Annotated in this window: 19 protein-coding genes and 1 pseudogene; 11 read left to right on the forward strand and 9 right to left on the reverse strand. The window is 56.7% G+C overall.

The annotated features are described in order from the left end of the window. The first annotated feature begins 145 nt into the window (after positions 1-145). The 8 genes and pseudogenes from GKKCFE_RS26335 to GKKCFE_RS26370 all read left to right on the forward strand — a co-directional run bounded on the left by GKKCFE_RS26335 (position 146) and on the right by GKKCFE_RS26370 (position 7,628). A complete protein-coding gene (locus GKKCFE_RS26335) occupies positions 146-457 on the forward strand; it encodes a tetratricopeptide repeat protein (protein ID WP_316912414.1) in 312 nt (103 codons plus the stop codon). 536 nt (positions 458-993) lie between these two features. Further along, positions 994-1,928, forward strand: a pseudogene (locus tag GKKCFE_RS26340) (lipid II-degrading bacteriocin). Between the two features lie 758 nt (positions 1,929-2,686). After that, entirely contained in the window at positions 2,687-4,675 is a 1,989-nt protein-coding gene (locus GKKCFE_RS26345) for a M10 family metallopeptidase C-terminal domain-containing protein (protein WP_445577296.1), read from the forward strand. Positions 4,676-5,011: 336 nt separating this feature from the next. Beyond that, complete coding sequence (locus tag GKKCFE_RS26350; RefSeq protein ID WP_139048731.1) at positions 5,012-5,491, forward strand: hypothetical protein; 480 nt, start codon at positions 5,012-5,014, stop codon at positions 5,489-5,491. A gap of 12 nt (positions 5,492-5,503) precedes the next feature. After that, a complete protein-coding gene (locus tag GKKCFE_RS26355) occupies positions 5,504-5,746 on the forward strand; it encodes a hypothetical protein (RefSeq protein ID WP_139048732.1) in 243 nt (80 codons plus the stop codon). Positions 5,747-5,828: 82 nt separating this feature from the next. After that, positions 5,829-6,239 (forward strand): hypothetical protein, encoded by a 411-nt coding sequence (locus tag GKKCFE_RS26360; RefSeq protein ID WP_139048733.1) that lies wholly within the window; start codon positions 5,829-5,831, stop codon positions 6,237-6,239. A gap of 157 nt (positions 6,240-6,396) precedes the next feature. Then, a complete protein-coding gene (locus GKKCFE_RS26365) occupies positions 6,397-6,714 on the forward strand; it encodes a DUF6966 domain-containing protein (protein ID WP_139048734.1) in 318 nt (105 codons plus the stop codon). A 236-nt stretch (positions 6,715-6,950) separates the two neighbouring features. Further along, complete coding sequence (locus GKKCFE_RS26370) at positions 6,951-7,628, forward strand: DUF2459 domain-containing protein (protein WP_139048735.1); 678 nt, start codon at positions 6,951-6,953, stop codon at positions 7,626-7,628. Positions 7,629-7,723: 95 nt separating this feature from the next. Here the strand turns inward: GKKCFE_RS26370 and GKKCFE_RS26375 are convergent, their stop codons facing one another. Continuing rightward, positions 7,724-8,245 carry an AAA family ATPase gene (locus GKKCFE_RS26375; protein WP_139048736.1) on the reverse strand — a complete coding sequence of 174 codons (522 nt, stop codon included), beginning with the start codon at positions 8,243-8,245 and terminating at the stop codon, positions 7,724-7,726. Between the two features lie 303 nt (positions 8,246-8,548). On the opposite strand from GKKCFE_RS26375, the gene GKKCFE_RS26380 reads away from it, so the two are divergent. Continuing rightward, entirely contained in the window at positions 8,549-9,067 is a 519-nt protein-coding gene (locus tag GKKCFE_RS26380) for a hypothetical protein (protein WP_107323202.1), read from the forward strand. Between the two features lie 531 nt (positions 9,068-9,598). After that, positions 9,599-10,762, forward strand: a complete 1,164-nt coding sequence (locus GKKCFE_RS26385; protein WP_107323203.1) for an ATP-binding protein — start codon at positions 9,599-9,601, stop codon at positions 10,760-10,762. Positions 10,763-10,822: 60 nt separating this feature from the next. On the opposite strand, the gene GKKCFE_RS26390 is transcribed toward GKKCFE_RS26385, so the two are convergent. From GKKCFE_RS26390 to GKKCFE_RS26415, 6 genes are all read right to left on the reverse strand, one after another. Beyond that, positions 10,823-11,182, reverse strand: a complete 360-nt coding sequence (locus GKKCFE_RS26390; RefSeq protein WP_445577297.1) for a DUF6124 family protein — start codon at positions 11,180-11,182, stop codon at positions 10,823-10,825. 451 nt (positions 11,183-11,633) lie between these two features. Continuing rightward, positions 11,634-12,269, reverse strand: a complete 636-nt coding sequence (locus tag GKKCFE_RS26395; protein WP_076383131.1) for an SCO family protein — start codon at positions 12,267-12,269, stop codon at positions 11,634-11,636. Beyond that, positions 12,266-13,165 (reverse strand): heme o synthase, encoded by a 900-nt coding sequence (cyoE, locus tag GKKCFE_RS26400; RefSeq protein WP_107323205.1) that lies wholly within the window; start codon positions 13,163-13,165, stop codon positions 12,266-12,268. Before cyoE ends, GKKCFE_RS26395 begins: the two co-directional genes overlap by 4 nt. After that, entirely contained in the window at positions 13,153-14,232 is a 1,080-nt protein-coding gene (locus GKKCFE_RS26405) for a COX15/CtaA family protein (RefSeq protein WP_316912418.1), read from the reverse strand. The genes cyoE and GKKCFE_RS26405 overlap by 13 nt, the downstream gene beginning before the upstream one ends. Positions 14,233-14,242: 10 nt before the next feature. After that, positions 14,243-14,836 (reverse strand): hypothetical protein, encoded by a 594-nt coding sequence (locus tag GKKCFE_RS26410; protein ID WP_316912419.1) that lies wholly within the window; start codon positions 14,834-14,836, stop codon positions 14,243-14,245. Further along, entirely contained in the window at positions 14,802-15,539 is a 738-nt protein-coding gene (locus GKKCFE_RS26415) for an SURF1 family protein (RefSeq protein WP_047230050.1), read from the reverse strand. The genes GKKCFE_RS26410 and GKKCFE_RS26415 overlap by 35 nt, the downstream gene beginning before the upstream one ends. Before the next feature lie 70 nt (positions 15,540-15,609). On the opposite strand from GKKCFE_RS26415, the gene GKKCFE_RS26420 reads away from it, so the two are divergent. After that, on the forward strand, positions 15,610-15,813 hold the full coding sequence (locus GKKCFE_RS26420) for a twin transmembrane helix small protein (RefSeq protein ID WP_014335867.1): 204 nt from the start codon (positions 15,610-15,612) through the stop codon (positions 15,811-15,813). 24 nt (positions 15,814-15,837) lie between these two features. Here the strand turns inward: GKKCFE_RS26420 and GKKCFE_RS26425 are convergent, their stop codons facing one another. Then, positions 15,838-16,725 (reverse strand): cytochrome c oxidase subunit 3, encoded by an 888-nt coding sequence (locus GKKCFE_RS26425; RefSeq protein WP_047230051.1) that lies wholly within the window; start codon positions 16,723-16,725, stop codon positions 15,838-15,840. Between the two features lie 24 nt (positions 16,726-16,749). After that, positions 16,750-17,301 carry a cytochrome c oxidase assembly protein gene (locus tag GKKCFE_RS26430; protein ID WP_047230052.1) on the reverse strand — a complete coding sequence of 184 codons (552 nt, stop codon included), beginning with the start codon at positions 17,299-17,301 and terminating at the stop codon, positions 16,750-16,752. Positions 17,302-17,400: the final 99 nt, after the last annotated feature.

Raw genomic sequence — 17,400 nt, forward strand, 5'->3', positions numbered from 1 at the left:
TCGCGAGCAGGCTCGCTCCCACAGAGGATCTCCATTGCTCACAAATATCGTGGGCAACCCCAACCCCTGTGGGAGCGAGCCTGCTCGCGATAGCTATCTAGCAGCCAGCGGATCAACCCCTGACACAACCGATAAGGACGCCGCCATGCTCGACTCCCTGGAAAAAATGCTCGCCAAGGGTGTGGATAACTCATTGCTGCGCTTCGGCCTGGGCAAGGGCTATCTGGACCTCGGCGAATTCGCCCGGGCCGCCGAACACTTCCAACGCTGCGTCGAACTCGACCCAAAATACTCAGCAGCATGGAAACTCTTAGGCAAAGCACACCAAGGCCAAGGCGACCTACCGGCAGCCCGCCAAGCCTGGGAACAAGGCCTTGAAGCCGCCCGCGCCCACGGCGACAAACAAGCCGAAAAAGAAATGACCGTGTTCCTGAAAAAACTGGATCGCCACTCCTGAATTCACACAAAACCGCTTTTGTGGCGAGGGAGCTTGCTCCCGCGTGAGTGCGCAGCACTCATAAAAAAGCCCACAGTACCCCAATGCCAATCAACCAAGCAGCCAGCACACCCCGAACCCTGTGGCGAGGGGATTTATCCCCGCTGGGCTGCGCAGCAGCCCCAAACAGCCAGCGCGGTTTATCTGGCGGCTTAACTGACAAATATTCACCGCTCCAGCATTGGTCCCCAACGCACCCTCTCGACCCTAGTCATCAAGACTTGACTGGAGACGCGCATGTCCGAATTACCCAAGTGATCATTGCCCTTGGGATTGTTCCTGAAACGGTGGCGGTTTGAGCAAATTAGCTGAACGGGAAACGGAACGTATTTAATATCATAGATAAATTCGTCCCCTTATTCCGAAAGCCCTGTAGTCCATCTCCTAAGCTGTCATTGAGGTATTGAGACCCCTACATCTCCGTGCTTAATTAGAAATCCAGACAAGCGGTTCTGGCCACAGCACATTTAACTTTACGATCAAAAGGACTTGAGCTCATGAAGCAGAACGGAATTGATTTACCCCCGACTCAGGTAAATGGTACGTGGCGTGGCTCTGCAGGAGGATATTGGTCCACGGACGGTATCATAATTGATGGTACTTATATATTTCCACCGCCTCAGCCAGACGTACTAACAGAAGATGATGATTTTTACATAACTGATCTTATAAAAACTCAAACCGGGCTGGACGACTTCACTTTCAACCTTAAAATTCTCGACAAGGCTATAAATCATAAAAACGCTTATGGTGCAATAAAAGATATATGGCAAATTGTCGAGCGGGAACGCGGCTGGGTAGCGCCTTACTGGCGTATAAATGACGTATTCTTCAAAAATAAAGCTATCTGCTTTAGCTTGGCTGATGCGCTTGAGAGAAGCGGTTTTACGTCGAGGGAAGCTATTATAGCCATCGCCCACTCAAAATACGCCCGCAGTACAACATTCAAATTAGAAACACCAAAATTATCGGGAGGCACATTCAGCCCGGTTAAAGCATTGGCGCATTATTTATGGGGAAAGGGAGAGAAGCTTGAGGTCGATATCAATACTATTGGTTTACAAATAAGAGAGCACAAGCTCTCATTATTGAAGCAGACTATCGAGAGCACTAAATCACCGGGCACATATCATCTGGTAGACCCAAAGGTGGCATATGACACCGGCAAAGACAGTCTTATCAGTGGTGCTTACCTTGGGCGAATCACGTTGAGGGTGATTTCACTCGCAACCAAGATACATCTTGGCAGTTTCTGGGAACGGTCAAAGCCTACCATGACTTCTATGACTTCAATAAAAGCGATAGACCGCTCGCGCTTGAGCAACTAACTACAGCTGGCAGAGCCCTACCAGGAAAAGGGTACAAAATAAACATCTCGGGCGAGCATAAAATTCACTTGATAGGAAAAGGCTTTCAGACTCCTAACTTTTAAACAGTAGTGCCATGGCAAGGGGTAACACTGTTGTCATGGCACAAGGACAAAAAATATGAAAATAAGGCATTCTTTGTTTTTTTATTTGGCAAGTCTCTCGGCTACTCCAATAATCGGTGGCTACAATTTGTACTCTAATTTCGAGAATAACTTGTATTCGGCCGAACATGAGACTATAGCTATCCCATTCGCAGCAATTATTGGCACGTTGCTCCTATCACTGCTAGTTCTAATGCTGCAGCGACCTTATCGATTAAGAAAATCAAGCAACATGCCCCGCTCCCTTCTTGCAAAATCCGCAAGCATCCTCGCCACAATCGTAACGGCAGTCCTATTGCTGGATAACCTAATCTACTGGTTACACCCCAACCATCTGCCAACCTTCTTGGTATTTTTAACGGCTTCCTATTTTTATATTTATTATCAGCTACAGTTTTATGGTATTAAAAGTTCCGTCCCTCATCACTAGCGTTTCAGGTTACTGCCGGCAAGGCGAATCATTTGAATCCAATACGCTCGTTAATGAAATCCCACCGACCTACCATGCTGGCGATGTACTGGTCAGCATCGCGGCGTAGGTCAACAGTGGTATTGGCCCGCAACTTCAACCAGCCTAGCGTTATCTTGGGCAGTTGCCGGAGACCGGTTGCATCGATAGCAGAAGGTCGCCCAAGAATCTCCCTTCGTCTCGTAAAGTGGCAACCTGACTGACCCCTGCCTATAGTCTTTGGCGCTAGATAGCTACCGGAGGCATGGACATGAGCCAGAGCATTTCGCCCGCCGCTTCAACTGTGCAAAAAACAGGCATGGTCGCCACGACCTTATGGGGCTCGGACAAAATCGCAGGTATCACGGTCGATCCGGACGGTGCGATCTGGCTTGGCGCTTATAGCCGCCTGGGGCTGGGAGGTGAAGAGGATTCAGGCTTCACCGGCAGCCTGGTCCGGTTCAATGCTAACGGTAGCCTGGACCGCGACTTCAGCGGCGACGGTAAATCCCTTCTCCCGGTGTCGCTCGACATCGAGGACGGCGGTAATGCCGCCGTGCAGCCGGGCGGAGGCTACCTGGTGGCGCGCTACGTGAAAGTAGGCGACGCCTGGGTGTCGGGCATCAGTCGTAACTTGGCGGACGGCAGCCTCGATACGAGTTTCGGGAACGGCGGCACCGTGACAGTGCCTTTCTATTGGAATGAAGATCTAGGCCAGCAAGCGTCGTTCTCCGTGCAACGCGACGGCAGCTTCTTCGCAAGCGCTGGGTATCCCTCTGGAGAGATCTATATCGCCCGCTTCGACGCGACGGGGGCCTTGGTCTCCTCCTTTGGAGAGGCTGGGATCCTGCACCTACCCGCGTCCGTCGGCATTCACCCCAGCGGCACGTTCGACGTTTCATTGCAGGGAGACGGGAAGGTATTGGTCACGGGGCAAGACACCCTGACCCGCCTCAACCCGGACGGTACGCTGGATAGCAGCTTTGCGAACGGCGGCAGCCTGGCCCTGGATGTCCACGCAGACGCCCTGGTCATCCAGGATGACGGCAAAATCCTGCTGGCGGGCGCCTCGGGCGGCGTGGCGACCGTCATCCGACTCAATGCCGACGGCTCACTCGACACCGGTTTCGGTGAACAAGGTCGGGTAAGTTGGGGCTCGGAAAGCGCTCCTTTCGCAGTCGCCGACATGATCGTGCTGGCCGACGGCAAGCTATTGATTGGCGGAAGCCAAGGGACGAGCGCGGACGGCTATCTGGCCGCCTTGGTCCAGCTGAACCCCGACGGTCGCTTGGACCACAGCTTTGGCAATCCAGACGACGGCTATTACCACCTTGACGGTGGCCGCGACGATGACTTCTTGCTCGGTACCGCCTCGTTCGACGATGCAATCTTTGGCGGAGCCGGTAACGATCTGCTCGATGGCCAGCAAGGTCGTGACCTGCTCACGGGCGGTGCCGGGGCCGACACGTTCCGTTACCAGTCAGTCACAGACAGCTACCGCACCGCAACCGCGGCCCATAGCGACCGCATCACCGACTTCGACCCCAGCAGCGATACCCTCGACCTCTCCTCCCTGGGCTTCCTCGGGCTTGGCAATGGCCATGACGGAACGCTGGCGATACGCGTCAATGAAAGCGGGACGCGGACCTACCTCAAGAGTTTCGAGGCCAACGCCGATGGGGAACGCTTCGAAGTGGTCTTCGACGGTAACTTGGGCCAAACGCTGAATGAAACCAATCTCCTGTTTCAGCAAGCCAGGTTGATGGGCATCGAAGGGGACGATCGTTTACAAGGCAACGCTCGAAGCGAAGTCATCGAAGGGGCCGCGGGCGATGATCGTCTTTATGGAGCGCTAGGGAATGATGTGTTGGTTGGCGGAGAGGGCCGGGACCTATTGGTGGGTGGCGGTAACAACGATGTGTTCCGCTTCGACGGACTGAACGACAGCTACCGTACCGCCACCGAAAACCATACGGATCGCCTGATGGACTATACCGTGGGTGAAGACACGATCGACTTGTCCGCTTTGGGCTTTACCCGACTGGGGAATGGTTACGACGGCACGTTGGACGTAATTTTCAATGAAGCCAAGAACCTGACTTACTTGAAGAGCTACGAAGCCGACGCGTCCGGGGCTCGATTCGAGTTGAGCTTGGTGGGGGACCATTCCGGTTACCGCGACTTGAACATCATCTTCGCCGAGCCCTTGGATGAGGAGGCTATTCAATTGATTGGAGTGGCTAACGACTTCTGGGTGTAAAACACAAACTTGACCAGTTCAGATCGCCACTCCTGACTTCGCATAGGACCGCTTCTGTGGCGAGGGAGCTTGCTCCCGCTTGAGTGCGCAGCACTCATAAAAAAGCCGACCACGTCTTCAATAACAGCCCGCCAAACAGCCAACACACAAAACCCTGTGGCGAGGGGATTTATCCCCGCTGGGCTGCGAAGCAGACCCAAAAAAGCCAACGGAATCAGCCTGACACACTGCGACTCCTGCGCATGACCAACACACCCTGCCGGCAAGGCGAAATGATTTGAATCCAATCCGCTCCTTGTAGAGAATCGCCACCTTTACCCCAAAAGGATATGGGCGATGAAGTTCGAAGGGACTTTCCAATACATGGGCAATCACGGGATCGTCTTCAACGTCTCGCAGATCACCCTCACCGACAGCGAACGTGGGCGCTTGCGCGAGCTGCATTTTGGCGAAGCGAAAAGTGCCCACTATGAGGTCAACAGCAAGGTCGTCGAGGTGTACGACAAGATGCTGGCCAAAAACCTGCCGTGCGTGATGATGATCGGCATCTCCAAGCCGCTGACCCGGCAACAGGGCGATGCCCTCAATACCCAGCGCACCACGATCGCCACCCTTGCAGCCGCGGCCTTCACTGCCGCCGCCAAGGCTGTGGCCCCCTCTTACGTGGCGGCATCTGTAGGGGCCGGTGTGCGCACGTATGCCAATGAAATCCTGCCCACCTACCATGCGGGCGACGTACTGGTCAGCATAGAAGCGCAGGTCAACGGCGGCATCGGCCCGCAACGCACCCTCTCGACATTGATCATCAAGGCCTGACTGGAGACGTACATGTCCGTAATTACTCAATTGGTCATTGCCTTGGTGTTGTCCTTTCTGCTCGATCGATTCCTCAAACCCTATCTGCTACGCAAGTGGCTAGGCGTGGTGTTGGTGGTGGCGGGTGCGGTTGGCTGCGTTTTGGCCGGTCAGACCCGCTTGTTGGGGTTTGATCTGGGGTTGCTGTCGGTTTTTGCCGTGGCGATAGGGATGGGGTTGTTCATGAAGCGGCGGCGGTTTGAGGAGGTTGGCTGAATGGTAAAGGGGAGAGTTCTTCTGAAAATGTATTCTTCGCCTTTCGCTCTTTTTATGCACCCGTCGCGATGAGGAGCCGTTGATGCAATTTCGAGGTTTTACGTTTGGCCACATTGAGGTCGAGGCCGAAGGACGAGCCCACGACCTACATAACTTCTATGCGGCCAGCGCCATTCACTATGCAGCGCTAGAGCGCACACTCATTCTCAGGTTTACTCGGCGCACCGAAGACTGGGTGCCACCAGAGGAAGCGAGACAGATCACCGTGAAATTCCGTGAGGTGAGCTACTTTCGTGCCGAGGGGCGCGATCCGGATTTGGCCGAGGATGATTGTGTACTTCATGCGATTGGAACTGTGGAGTCTGGTGCTGAGACGAAAAATTTTTACCTGGCGGATAACATTCCGGCAGACCAGCACTTAGTTGTGTGCTTTGCGTCAGGGCTGACGTTACGGATACAGGCGGAGGAAGCAATATGTGAGATTGATGTCTAGGCGCCCGCTGTGGCCGATTCTCGACTGTCGTCACCGGCAGAGAGCGGCCCCTGGACATCCTGATGGCGAAACAGTAGCTTTTTTAGCTAGTAGGCGAGAAATACTCAATAGCGAATCATCCTCCTCATGCCGCACTTCACTTGGACTATGTCGAGAAATGGGACCGAAAACTGAAGAGCTGATCTGCATTCTTGATCAGCTTGCAATAGTGCTTGAAAGCGGCGGAGACACCCACTGGAGTTTCTGGATGCGTAAGGCAAGGGCACTATTGCTGGATTCTGATTACTCTGGGATTGAGTATCTACTGTCAGCCTATGGCGGAATGGGCTCATTAAATGATCTCATTCTTGGTCAAAGCTATGTCGGTGGCGTCCTTTCCTGGAATCCAGGTCATGTCGAGCTAAACGAAAAATTCATTGAATTGCGCAACAACGCCGAGCAGCTCGCCTACGCAATAAAACGGTCTCAAGATTGATCAGGCACCTAAACAACGTCCCCCGCAGCCGCGTTTGTGCATTCCCTTCGCGTCAAACCTTAGACGGCAGTAGATGAATCCAACTCTCGACACGGAAGTGTCTAGTCCTGAAACAGGTGTAAACCTTATTCAGGACTAGACAAAATAAATCTGAGAATCATCTGGCCGGCCTTCCCCCTCACAGAGGTGGCGCAAAATTCAAGGTGCGAACTTAGACTTCTGCTGAGGAGGCTGTGATGAAATTCTGTGGCATAGACCTGCATTCGAACAGCAGCGTTGTAGTGCTGGCCCTGGTCCTCACGCTGTTCGGCTGCGCTACCGCGTCGGACCCGCCGAGGAGTGCGGGTGGCGATTGGCGGTCCTTCTATGTAGTGAATCATGGCCTGCATACCGGGTTGGTCATTGCGCGCCCCGATCTGCTTCAGGTGCTTCCCACACTGGCCGAAGCGTTCAGCGACGGCGACTTCGTGGAGTTCGGTTGGGGTGACGAGGATTTTTACCGAGCCCCACAGGCCACCTTGAGCCTCGCCCTGCGAGCCTTGTTCGGGTCGAAGGCAACCGTGCTGCATGCGGTCAAGATTGACGGGGATCCCAGGCGGCGTTTCGCCACAAGCGAGGTCATCGAGGTGCGGGTGACGGAGGACGGTTACCGACGACTGCTCGCGTTCGTGGCCGGGACCTTCACTCACTCAGCGACGGGCACCTTGGTGGTGCTCGGGCCTGGCTTGTATGGAGAGAGCCGGTTCTACCAGGCCGAGGGTCGCTATTCGCTGTTTTATACCTGCAATACCTGGGTCGCAGAGGCGCTGACCGCGAGCGGTTGCCCAATGTCGCCTACGACGGCGATTACGGCGGGGAACGTCATGTCGCAGTTACGCCGGGCGACAGCGGTCGGTGCGTCCTGCCTTGACTGAAAAGGGGACGACTGAAAAAGGGAGACTGACAAGGGGAAAGAGAGATCTTCTGAAAATGAATCCCTTTGTCCAAGGAGAACCGTGATGTGGCCTAGTCAGTCGACATTTCCAATGTTCGCGAGAAAAATCCTGGTGTCCCGATTAGACCGCAGACAGACTACGCGGCATGCCGATGGCGCAGTCGCCACAAGTTGTTCCATCTTCGCTCGTGCTGATTTTTTCGTCCGCCACATGAACCTGAAAAACTCCGGCAGATTAGCCAGTCGCTCGGGGCAGTTCTCCGGCAAGTCAGGCCGAGATCGACCGTGCTTAAGCAGCGTTCTGAGCAGTACGCGCCAGAATCTAAGCGTCGCCGATCGATCAATCCATATCAAAAGATCTGCGCGGCTCAATCGGTTGTCCCAAGTGGCTGAATGGCCTCCTTCGAATATCCAGCGATCACGGGCCTCGACCTCGCGACAGAGGCGCGTTTTTTCGTCACAGGTTCGTTCGACCCATCCTGGCAGCCAGTGAATAGTGTCGATATGAACGACAGGCAAGCCCGTATGCTCGCCAAGCTTACGTGCCAAGGTGCTCTTTCCAGACCCAGGCTGACCAACAATCATCACCCGTTGCATCGAAGCTCCTTTTCGCTATGCATGCTGATTTTGGGGGCGCGATTTTACGTCGATGCGCGTCTCCGTCAACTGCAAGGTGGGTTTACGTCCTTGGCGCTACTTCGGAAAGAGACCATGATTTTGCGTTCACCTGTAACCGGACCGTCTCATCATCGTGGGCTGTCGCCGTTTCAGTGAGTGGCTAGGGAGCTGTTGTCCCGAATCTGGTTGATACACCACCGAATCCATTATCATCAGCCCGCGATTCGGCAGCCCCAAGCCCCGGAAAGGTCAGGGCACCCAATGGAAATCAGGGAGAGATGGATGTACCTCAATCAAAAGTCCGGCCGCTGTATCTTGTTGGCCGGTGCGCTGGTAATTAGCGGTTGCACTTCTTTTTTGCAGGGCAAGCAGTATGTCGTTCCCGGCCCCAATGAACCCTCCGCAACGGTTCGCCTCAAGGCTGGAAATGGTGCGAGACTGGATGCCATGACCTTCAGCGATAATGGATGCTATGCGGGTTACACAATCCTGCCCTCTAACGGCGACTACATCGAATCCCGGGTTGCCGTGAACAAGGAGCTGATCCTGACCTATGGGCAGGTCGCAGGAAGCAGCGTGTGTCAAATACCGTTCTCCTTCACGCCACAGAACGGCGCCACCTACACCTTGATCCAAGGCTCCTGGAGCAAGCCCAAGGTGGGCATTCTCCCAATCTTCAACCGCGACGAATACTTCTGCGGGGTAGGCGTGATCAAGAAAGTCGGCGATCAGGAGAGCGTCGAACCCATTCAACAGCTGCAAATCAAGACTGGGTTCGCATGCCTGAGGTTCGTTAAATAAAGGCACTGCACGGCATCCGTTGCGCGTCGGTTGAATCTTTTCGGACGGATACTGAAGAATGAATTTGGCCTCGTTTTCAAATCTGCTCAACAACGCGGCACCGTCCGTAACACCAATGATTTCATGGATCACGGCGATTTTTAGGGGCGTGTGATCGAGCTGAAAATCTGAGTTGTTGCGGGAACTGGGGACAGATCACGATTTTGCGCTCACCTGTAATCGGACCGTCTCATAATCGTGGTCTGTCCTGTTTCCTTCCCCGTTTCCGCGCGTTTGCCCATGTCCCCGTTTCCGCAGGCGGAAAAGGAAATGACCGAGTTTCTCAAGAAACTGGACCGCCACCCCTGATACCCCCCGGCGACTCGATCTACCGTGACGAGGGCGCTTGCCCCCGCTTGAGTGCGCAGCACTCATAGAAAACATCAGAAATAAATCCGCTTCTATTGAATGATAGCAATGCATAGCAAAAACTAGGTATTTCAGCTAGCTTAAGCTATCTTTCTATAGATTTTGCTATTTCGTGAGGTCGACATGGATCCCTACCGTAATCCGTTTGCGCCCGGGGCGGGCAGCAGGCCCCCTGAACTGGCGGGGCGCGACCTGATTCTTGAGGCGGCAAGAATTGCCTGTGGGCGAGCCGTCAATGGGCGAAGTGCTCGTTCCATCATGCTCCTTGGCTTAAGAGGCACGGGTAAGACGGTCCTGTTGAATGAGATAGGAAAGATTGCAAAGGAGGAAGGTCTTTTCGTCTCCAAAGTGGAGGCGCCAGAACGTGAAAGCCTTGCACGTCTTCTTTATCCTGAAATGCGAAAGGTCATGCGCGCGCTTTCCAGCGTTGAGGTCGCCAAGCAAATTGCTAATCGTGGGCTAAAAGGACTTCGCAGCTTTGCATCAATCTTCAAGATTGATATTGGCGGTATTGAGATTGGTGTTGAGCCTGAGCCTGGACTCGCGGATAGCGGAAATCTTCAATACGACCTTCCCGATCTTTTTACTGTAATAGGTGAAGCCGCACAGGCCGCCGGTAAAGGCTGGATTCTTCTCATTGATGAAGTCCAATACCTCACCGAAGCAGATCTATCGGCACTGATTGTCTCTATCCATCGCATGTCGCAAGAAGGGCTTCCGGTGCTGCTGGTCGGTGCAGGTCTTCCGCAAGTTGCTCGGTTGGCGGGTGAGGCGAAGTCATATGCCGAGCGGCTTTTCCTTTACCCGGAGGTGGGGGCGCTTGATCAACCGTCTGCGGCTCAAGCCGTTCAAAAGCCGATCCTAGAGGAGCAAGCCTCTATCGACACTGCAGCTCTGGACAGCATTGTTGATCGGACGCAGGGCTATCCTTTCTTTCTTCAAGAGTGGGCATCCACGGCATGGAACAACGCCGAGGGACCTGAAATTACCGCTGACGATGTCGAGCATTCTTATTCGGAGACATTGGCCTCTCTCGATGCGGGCTTCTTCAGGGTCCGTATCGATCGGCTTACACCTTCGGAGGTTCAGTTTGTAAAAGCCATGTCCACCCTTGGCGATGGCCCCTATGCCATCGCTGATGTTGCGAAGGTTATGGGGCGTCCTCAATCATCGCTTGGTCCGACTCGGGCCAACATCATTTCCAAGGGAATGATCTACAGCACAGATCACGGATATCTGAATTTTACAGTTCCTCTTTTCGCAGAGTTCATGCGTCGCCAGGAATGAGGGCCTGCAATGTGTGGCGAGGGGAATATCTCCTCGCCACACAGCTTGATGGTGTTGCGGTTAACGTGGCTCCACGTTATCCAACACCCGATTCGCCAACAACGAACTCAGCTCAATCAACTGCTGAATCCCCTGCGCCACATGGCGCCTCGATCCATCCAGATCAAACGCCAGATCACTCACCATGGCATCAGCCGAAGCCAGGGTTTCGCCGAGGTTGGCAAGCAAGCATTCGTTATCGAGACCTTTCACGACGGTGTATAGCTGCCCCGGTTTGGGGTCGTCTTGAGACTTTTCAGATTTCGGCAGCAAGTAGTGATCCAGCACGCGTTTGGTGGTTTCGTCTTGCTGCTTGGCTTTCGATTTTGCGGATGTAGAAGTGGAATCTGCCTCTGGCGGATTCGGGGTTATTTTGAACATAGGTGTGGGCCTCATATTAGGCCGCACCATCTCGCTACTAAACGAAAGGGTGGCGGCTGTGCGCAAGTTAGTAGACCGGTAACCCACACCAAACCCGGCGCGCCCAAGGGCGCCATGCGCACAGCCACCATCGAGAACAGGCAAATGCCTGACTGATGAGACTTGTACAACCGAAGTGGGACCCGGGCTACTAAACCCGACCACTGATGGGCAGTGGCAGGAAAGACAATAGAGCCCAGGGAAAAGGCGCACAAGCGGGCGGATTCTGGCGTAGTTGTAGGCAAAGGCGCAAGGATGCGTGGCTTGATGAGGTGTGTAGGCAGGTTCTGTAGGAGCGGGGTTTGCCGGCGATGCGGGTGACTTGTTTTGGTCTGGAACCGAGTCGATTTCATCGCGAGCAGGCTCGCTCCCACAGGTGAATGGCGGTGGGAGCGAGCGTTCTGTGATGGCCTTATTTGCGTTTCAGCATCTCTGGCAACTGCGCCACTAGCTTCTGGTTGTTCAACGGCGCACGAATAAACCCGCGTTGAGTACCGTCCGGTCCGATGACTGCGAGGTTACCGCTGTGATCAACCGTGTAGTTGGGTTTGCTGGTGTCCGCCGGGATGAACGGAATGCTCACCGCGTTGGCGAGTTTCTGCAGGTCTTCGATCGATGACGGGGTCAGGCCGATGAACTGCGGGTCGAAGTAGCCCAGGTACTGCTTGAGTTGCTTGGGCGTGTCGCGGTTCGGGTCGACGCTTACCAGCACGATCTGCAATTTATCCACAGCCTCGGGCGGCAGTTCGCTTTTGATCTGGCGCAGTTGGGCGAGGGTGGTCGGGCATATGTCCGGGCAGAAGGTGTAGCCGAAGAACAGCAGGCTCCATTTGTCTTTCAACCCGTCCATCGTCACTGGCTGACCGTCCTGGTCGGTCATTTTCACGTCCGGCAGGTTGCGGCTTTGAGGCAGCAGGATGATGCCGGCGTCGATCAGCGCCGTGGGGTCGCCTTCGCCTTTGCCGGTCAGCACTTTATTGATGGTAAGGCCGAGGATCAGCGCGATCACGGCCACGAGAATGAAGACGGTTTTCTGGGTTCGAGTCATAGGCTCAACAGTAAGTAGTGATCTACAAGCAGGGCGATGAACAGCAGGAACAAGTACCAGATAGAGTACTTGAACGTGTTGATCGCCGCGTGCGGCCGACTGCCACGGTACAACACCACGGCCCATTGCAGAAACCGGGCGCCCAGCACGAGGGCGCAAACCAGATACAGCAAGCCGCTCATCTGGATCACAAAGGGCATCAGGCTCACCGCCAGCAGCGCCAGGGTGTACAGCAGGATATGGATTTTGGTGTAGTGCTCGCCATGGGTCACCGGCAGCATCGGGATATCGGCCTTGGCGTATTCCTCCTTGCGATGAATCGCCAGGGCCCAGAAATGCGGCGGGGTCCAGGCGAAGATGATCAGCACCAGCAGCAGCGGTTCGGCGCTGACATGACCGGTGGCGGCCACCCAGCCCAGCAACGGTGGTGCCGCGCCGGCCAGGCCGCCGATGACGATGTTCTGCGGCGTCGCCCGTTTGAGGAAACCGGTGTAGATCACCGCATAACCGAGCAAGGAGGCCAGGGTCAGCCAGGCGGTCAGCGGGTTGGTGAACGCCAGCAACAGCGCTTGGCCGGCCACAGCCAGTGCGAGGGCGAAGGTCAGTGCGGCGGCCGGTGAGACTCGGCCTTCGGCCAGCGGGCGTTTATGGGTACGGGCCATCACCGCATCGATGCGCCGGTCCACCACATGGTTGACCGCCGCCGCGCCGCCGGCACACAGGGCGATGCCCAGGTTGCCGAACACCAGCACCGTCCACGGCACCCCGGCGCGGGTGGCGAGGAACATGCCCACCAGCGAGGTGATCAGCATCAGCACCACCACTTTGGGCTTGGTCAGCTCCAGATAATCGCGCCAGATCGCTTGGCTGTGGCGTTCACCGGTCAAGGTTGCCATGGCATCTCTCCTTTTATTGTTATGGGGCTGGGGCCGTGTTTATGCGGGTTGAAGCGCCAGCGCAGCGGGACTTGATGCTTGACCCGGACCAGGCTGGTACGGGCGTGATAATTGACCAACACCAGGCTCAACAACAGCGCGGCGCCTCCGGCGTTGTGGGCCACGGCGACCGGCAGCGGCAGGTGGAACAGCACGTTGCTGATGCCCAGGCTGATCTGGGCCGCCAGGGCTATCAACACCAGCCCGGCCAGGCGTGTCATGCCGACGGTCTTCAACTGCCAAGCCAGCCCCAACAGCACCACCGTCACCAGCAACGCGCCGATACGGTGGGTCAAGTGAATGGCGGTGCGCGCATCGCTGTCGAGTTGGCCACCCAGGTAGTTGGGGCCGATGTGCTGGGTCAGATGAAAGCCGTTGGCAAAATCCGCCGGTGGTAGCCATTGGCCGTGGCAGGTCGGGAAATCGATGCAGGCTACGGCGGCGTAATTGGAGCTGACCCAACCGCCGAGGGCGATCTGGCCGATCACCAGCAGTAACCCGGCGGTGGCCCAATGTTGCAGACGCTTGGGCACGGTCAGCGCCGGCAACACACCAGACAATCTCAACGTAAGCAGAAACAGCAGGCTGAGGGTCGCGAACCCGCCCAGCAAATGCCCGGTCACCACTTGCGGCCACAGCTTGAGGGTCACGGTCCACATGCCGAACGCCGCCTGGGCAAAGACCACCGCCAGCAGAAACAGGGGCAGCTTCAAGGGCAGGCCTGGGTGACGCCGGTTCATCCAGGCCCGGGCAGCCAGCACGGTAATCATCAGCCCCAGCAGGCCGGCGAAGTAGCGATGGACCATCTCGTTCCAGCCCTTGTGGGCTTCCACCGGGGCGTCGGGAAAGTGCAGTTCGGCATGTGCCAGCTGGGCTTCGCTCTTGGGTACGCTGATGAAGCCGTAGCAACCGGGCCAGTCCGGGCAGCCGAGGCCGGCGTGGGTGAGCCGGGTGTAGGCGCCCAGCAGTACGACGATCAGTGCCAGCAACGTGGCAAACAGCGCGAGGCGAAATCCAGGTTTGGCCATGTCGTTGCCCTCATCCGATGTTCGACAGTTTCAACAGATGTCGCAGGTCGTTGAGCAGTGCCTTGCCCTTGACCCGGGCGTCATAGCGCAGCACCAGGTTGCTATGGGGATCGATGATCCACAGCTGCGCTTCGCCGCTGCCTTGGGCGCCTTTCTGATAGGCCGGCAGGTCCAGCGGGTAGCGTTGCAGTTGGGGGTATTCGCGTTGCAGTTGGGCGTCGTATTGCGCGTCCAGCGGCTGGGCGATGGCCAGGGCATGGCTGGCGCGGGAGGCGTCGCGACCCAGGCCGATCTGCACCTGACGGGCCAGGTAGACCAGTTGCCGGCAATCAGCCGAACATTCCTGCGGCGCCGTGACCAGGATCTGCCAGCGCCGCTCATCGGCTTGTACGCCGATCTCGGCGCGGGTCTGGCCGTTGCCGATCAGTTCGCCGTGGTAGCTGCGGCTTTCCGGGACCCAGAACTGGAATTTGTACATGCCGGTGGCCAGGATCATCGGGCCGATCACCCCGAGCACGATCAGCAGCAGTTGCAGGCGCCCCTTGCGACGGTTGCGCGCCGTAGGTGCCTCAGACGTGTTGGTTGGATTCATGGTGGTTCCCATGCTGTCTCCCTGCGTTGTGCCATCCGAGATAAAGAAAGAGGCCGAACAGCGCCGCCGCCATGGCGAACCACTGCACGGCATAGCCGAGGTGTTTTTCCGGCCCCATGGCCACTACCGGCCAATCGGTCCGATAGGCGCCGGGGCCGCTTTGTTGGCGTAATTGGTAGGCGAAACCGTTGCGGCCCAGTTCGGCCCAGAGCTTGTCCGGCTCGACCGCGGTCACCAGTCGCGGCCACGGGGCGTCGGCTGGGTCGGCGTGGAGCTGGAACGTGGTGCCCGGAGCAACGTAGACCCAGGCTTGAAGGTTCACCGCTTGTTCGGGGGTGCTGAAGGCCGGCGGAGTGCGCCGGTCAGGCCAGGGCAACCAGCCACGATTGACCAGCAGCCAGAGCCCGGTCGCCTGGTCTAGAAAGGGTTGTAGCAACTCCACGCCGACCTTGCCGTCGTGCTGGCGGTTATCCAGCAGGATGCTGTGTTCGGCGTCGAACTGGCCCCGCAGGCTGACCGGTCGAAAGGCCGGGTCCGCCGTGTGTTGCAGCTCCACGCTTGCCATCGGCTGCGCCACGCGGCGTTCGGCGTAACTGTCCATGAGCACGCGCTTTTGTTCGCCCCGGCTCAATTGCCAGAACCCCAGGCACACCATCACCGGCAACAGCACGGCTACCACCAGTGACGGCACGATGCCTGGCCGGAAGCCTTTCATGGCGCCGTTCCAAAGCTGTCGAACGAGATAGCTATACTCACGTGCATCGCGTCCCCCCGGAGTGTCCCTAATGCTAAAAGCAGCCATCGTCCTGATGCTGATTGCCACGATTGCGAGCCTGTTCAGCGGCCTGTTTTTTCTGGTCAAGGACGACAGCAGTTCCAATCGCCTGGTCATCGCCCTGGCGATTCGGGTCAGTCTGGCCGCCGCCACCGTCGGCTTGATTGCCTGGGGTTTTTTCAGCGGCCAGTTGGTGTCGCATGCTCCTTGGTAAAGAGCCGCCTTGGTAACGGCTGCCTCAGAGGATGTAGACGAAGAAGAACAAGCCGATCCACACCACATCGACGAAGTGCCAGTACCAGCTCGCGGCCTCGAAGCCGAACTGATGCTCGTTGTCGAAATGCCCGCGCATGATGCGCATCAGCATTACGAACAAAATGATCGTGCCGATGGTGACGTGAGCGCCGTGGAAACCGGTGAGCATGAAGAACGTTGCGCCATAGATGCCCGAGCCCAGCGTCAGGCCCAGCTCTTTATAGGCGTGGATGTATTCCTCGGCCTGGAAGCCCAGGAAGGCGCAACCCAGCAGCACGGTGATAGCCAGCCAGATTTTCAGCGCACCGCGATGGCCTTTTTTCAGGGCATGGTGGGCGATGGTCACGGTGACGCTGGAACTGACCAGCAGGATGGTGTTGAGCAGCGGCAAGCCCCAAGGGCTGATCACATCCTTGGGCGGAGGGAAAAGCTTAGGGTCGGGGTTGTTCAGCAACGGCCAGACGTATTCGAAGTTCGGCCAAAGCATCTCCGACAGGCCCTTGCTGCCTTCACCGGCTAAGCCAGGCGCCGAGATCATGCGCACATAGAACAGCGCGCCGAAGAAGGCGATGAAAAACATCACTTCAGAGAAGATGAACCAGCTCATGCCCCAGCGAAACGAGCGGTCGAGCTGCGCACTGTAGAGCCCGGCGCGACTTTCCTTGATGACCGCGCCGAACCAGCCGAACAGCATGTAGGCCAGCAACAGGCCGCCGACAAAAAAGATCAGCGGGCCGTTGGAGTCGGGCCGGTCAGCCTTCAGGTCGTTGAACCAGGTCGCCAGGCCGTACACCGTGACGAACATCCCGACGGTGGCGATGATCGGCCATTTACTCTGGGCCGGAACGTAATAGTGTTCGTGAGTTGCCATTTATTGTTCTCCTTATCGGGCACGCTATCGGTCAGTGTTTACAGCCACCGGTGGATGACGAGCGGTGATATCGAACAGCGTGTAGGACAGCGTCAGGTGCTTCACTTCCTTGGGCATGTCCCGGTCAACGATGAAGCGCATGGGCATTTCGATACGTTCGCCGGGTTGCAGCACTTGCTGGGTAAAACAAAAGCATTCGGTCTTGTGGAAATAGGCCGCCGCGTTGCTCGGCGCGATGCTGGGGACTGCCTGGGCGCTCATCGGCCGATCGGTGGGGTTGTGGGCAATGAACACCATCTCGTTCACGGCCCCGGGCTGAACCACCAATTGGTCGGCTTTAGGATAGAAATCCCAGACCATGTCCACGGAGTTGGTCGACAGGAACTGCACGCGAACCTGGCGCGATTGATCGACGATTTGTTCACCTTCGTACTGCCCTGCGGTTTTGCCGTTGATGCCGAATACCCGGCACATCACGTCGTAGATCGGCACCAGGGCAAACCCGAAGGCAAACATGGCCACCACTACCACTAGCAGGCGCGTGACCAGTTTCTTCAGCGAAATCGAATCAGCCATGATTTCCAGTCCCTACCGAGAACCCTGTGGGAGCGAGCTTGCTCGCGATGGCGGCGACGCGGTGTGTCAGACACACCGCTATCGCGAGCAAGCTCGCTC

Source organism: Pseudomonas sp. E141, from assembly GCF_052659885.1.

Bases quoted from the DNA above. Each gene is read 5' to 3' on its own strand.
- GKKCFE_RS26335 (WP_316912414.1), top strand. From the start codon at position 146: ATGCTCGACTCCCTGGAAAAAATGCTCGCCAAGGGTGTGGATAACTCA.
- GKKCFE_RS26345 (WP_445577296.1), top strand. From the start codon at position 2,687: ATGAGCCAGAGCATTTCGCCCGCCGCTTCAACTGTGCAAAAAACAGGC.
- GKKCFE_RS26350 (WP_139048731.1), top strand. From the start codon at position 5,012: ATGAAGTTCGAAGGGACTTTCCAATACATGGGCAATCACGGGATCGTC.
- GKKCFE_RS26355 (WP_139048732.1), top strand. From the start codon at position 5,504: ATGTCCGTAATTACTCAATTGGTCATTGCCTTGGTGTTGTCCTTTCTG.
- GKKCFE_RS26360 (WP_139048733.1), top strand. From the start codon at position 5,829: ATGCAATTTCGAGGTTTTACGTTTGGCCACATTGAGGTCGAGGCCGAA.
- GKKCFE_RS26365 (WP_139048734.1), top strand. From the start codon at position 6,397: ATGGGACCGAAAACTGAAGAGCTGATCTGCATTCTTGATCAGCTTGCA.
- GKKCFE_RS26370 (WP_139048735.1), top strand. From the start codon at position 6,951: ATGAAATTCTGTGGCATAGACCTGCATTCGAACAGCAGCGTTGTAGTG.
- GKKCFE_RS26375 (WP_139048736.1), bottom strand. From the start codon at position 8,245: ATGCAACGGGTGATGATTGTTGGTCAGCCTGGGTCTGGAAAGAGCACC.
- GKKCFE_RS26380 (WP_107323202.1), top strand. From the start codon at position 8,549: ATGTACCTCAATCAAAAGTCCGGCCGCTGTATCTTGTTGGCCGGTGCG.
- GKKCFE_RS26385 (WP_107323203.1), top strand. From the start codon at position 9,599: ATGGATCCCTACCGTAATCCGTTTGCGCCCGGGGCGGGCAGCAGGCCC.
- GKKCFE_RS26390 (WP_445577297.1), bottom strand. From the start codon at position 11,182: ATGTTCAAAATAACCCCGAATCCGCCAGAGGCAGATTCCACTTCTACA.
- GKKCFE_RS26395 (WP_076383131.1), bottom strand. From the start codon at position 12,269: ATGACTCGAACCCAGAAAACCGTCTTCATTCTCGTGGCCGTGATCGCG.
- cyoE (WP_107323205.1), bottom strand. From the start codon at position 13,165: ATGGCAACCTTGACCGGTGAACGCCACAGCCAAGCGATCTGGCGCGAT.
- GKKCFE_RS26405 (WP_316912418.1), bottom strand. From the start codon at position 14,232: ATGGCCAAACCTGGATTTCGCCTCGCGCTGTTTGCCACGTTGCTGGCA.
- GKKCFE_RS26410 (WP_316912419.1), bottom strand. From the start codon at position 14,836: ATGGGAACCACCATGAATCCAACCAACACGTCTGAGGCACCTACGGCG.
- GKKCFE_RS26415 (WP_047230050.1), bottom strand. From the start codon at position 15,539: ATGAAAGGCTTCCGGCCAGGCATCGTGCCGTCACTGGTGGTAGCCGTG.
- GKKCFE_RS26420 (WP_014335867.1), top strand. From the start codon at position 15,610: ATGCTAAAAGCAGCCATCGTCCTGATGCTGATTGCCACGATTGCGAGC.
- GKKCFE_RS26425 (WP_047230051.1), bottom strand. From the start codon at position 16,725: ATGGCAACTCACGAACACTATTACGTTCCGGCCCAGAGTAAATGGCCG.
- GKKCFE_RS26430 (WP_047230052.1), bottom strand. From the start codon at position 17,301: ATGGCTGATTCGATTTCGCTGAAGAAACTGGTCACGCGCCTGCTAGTG.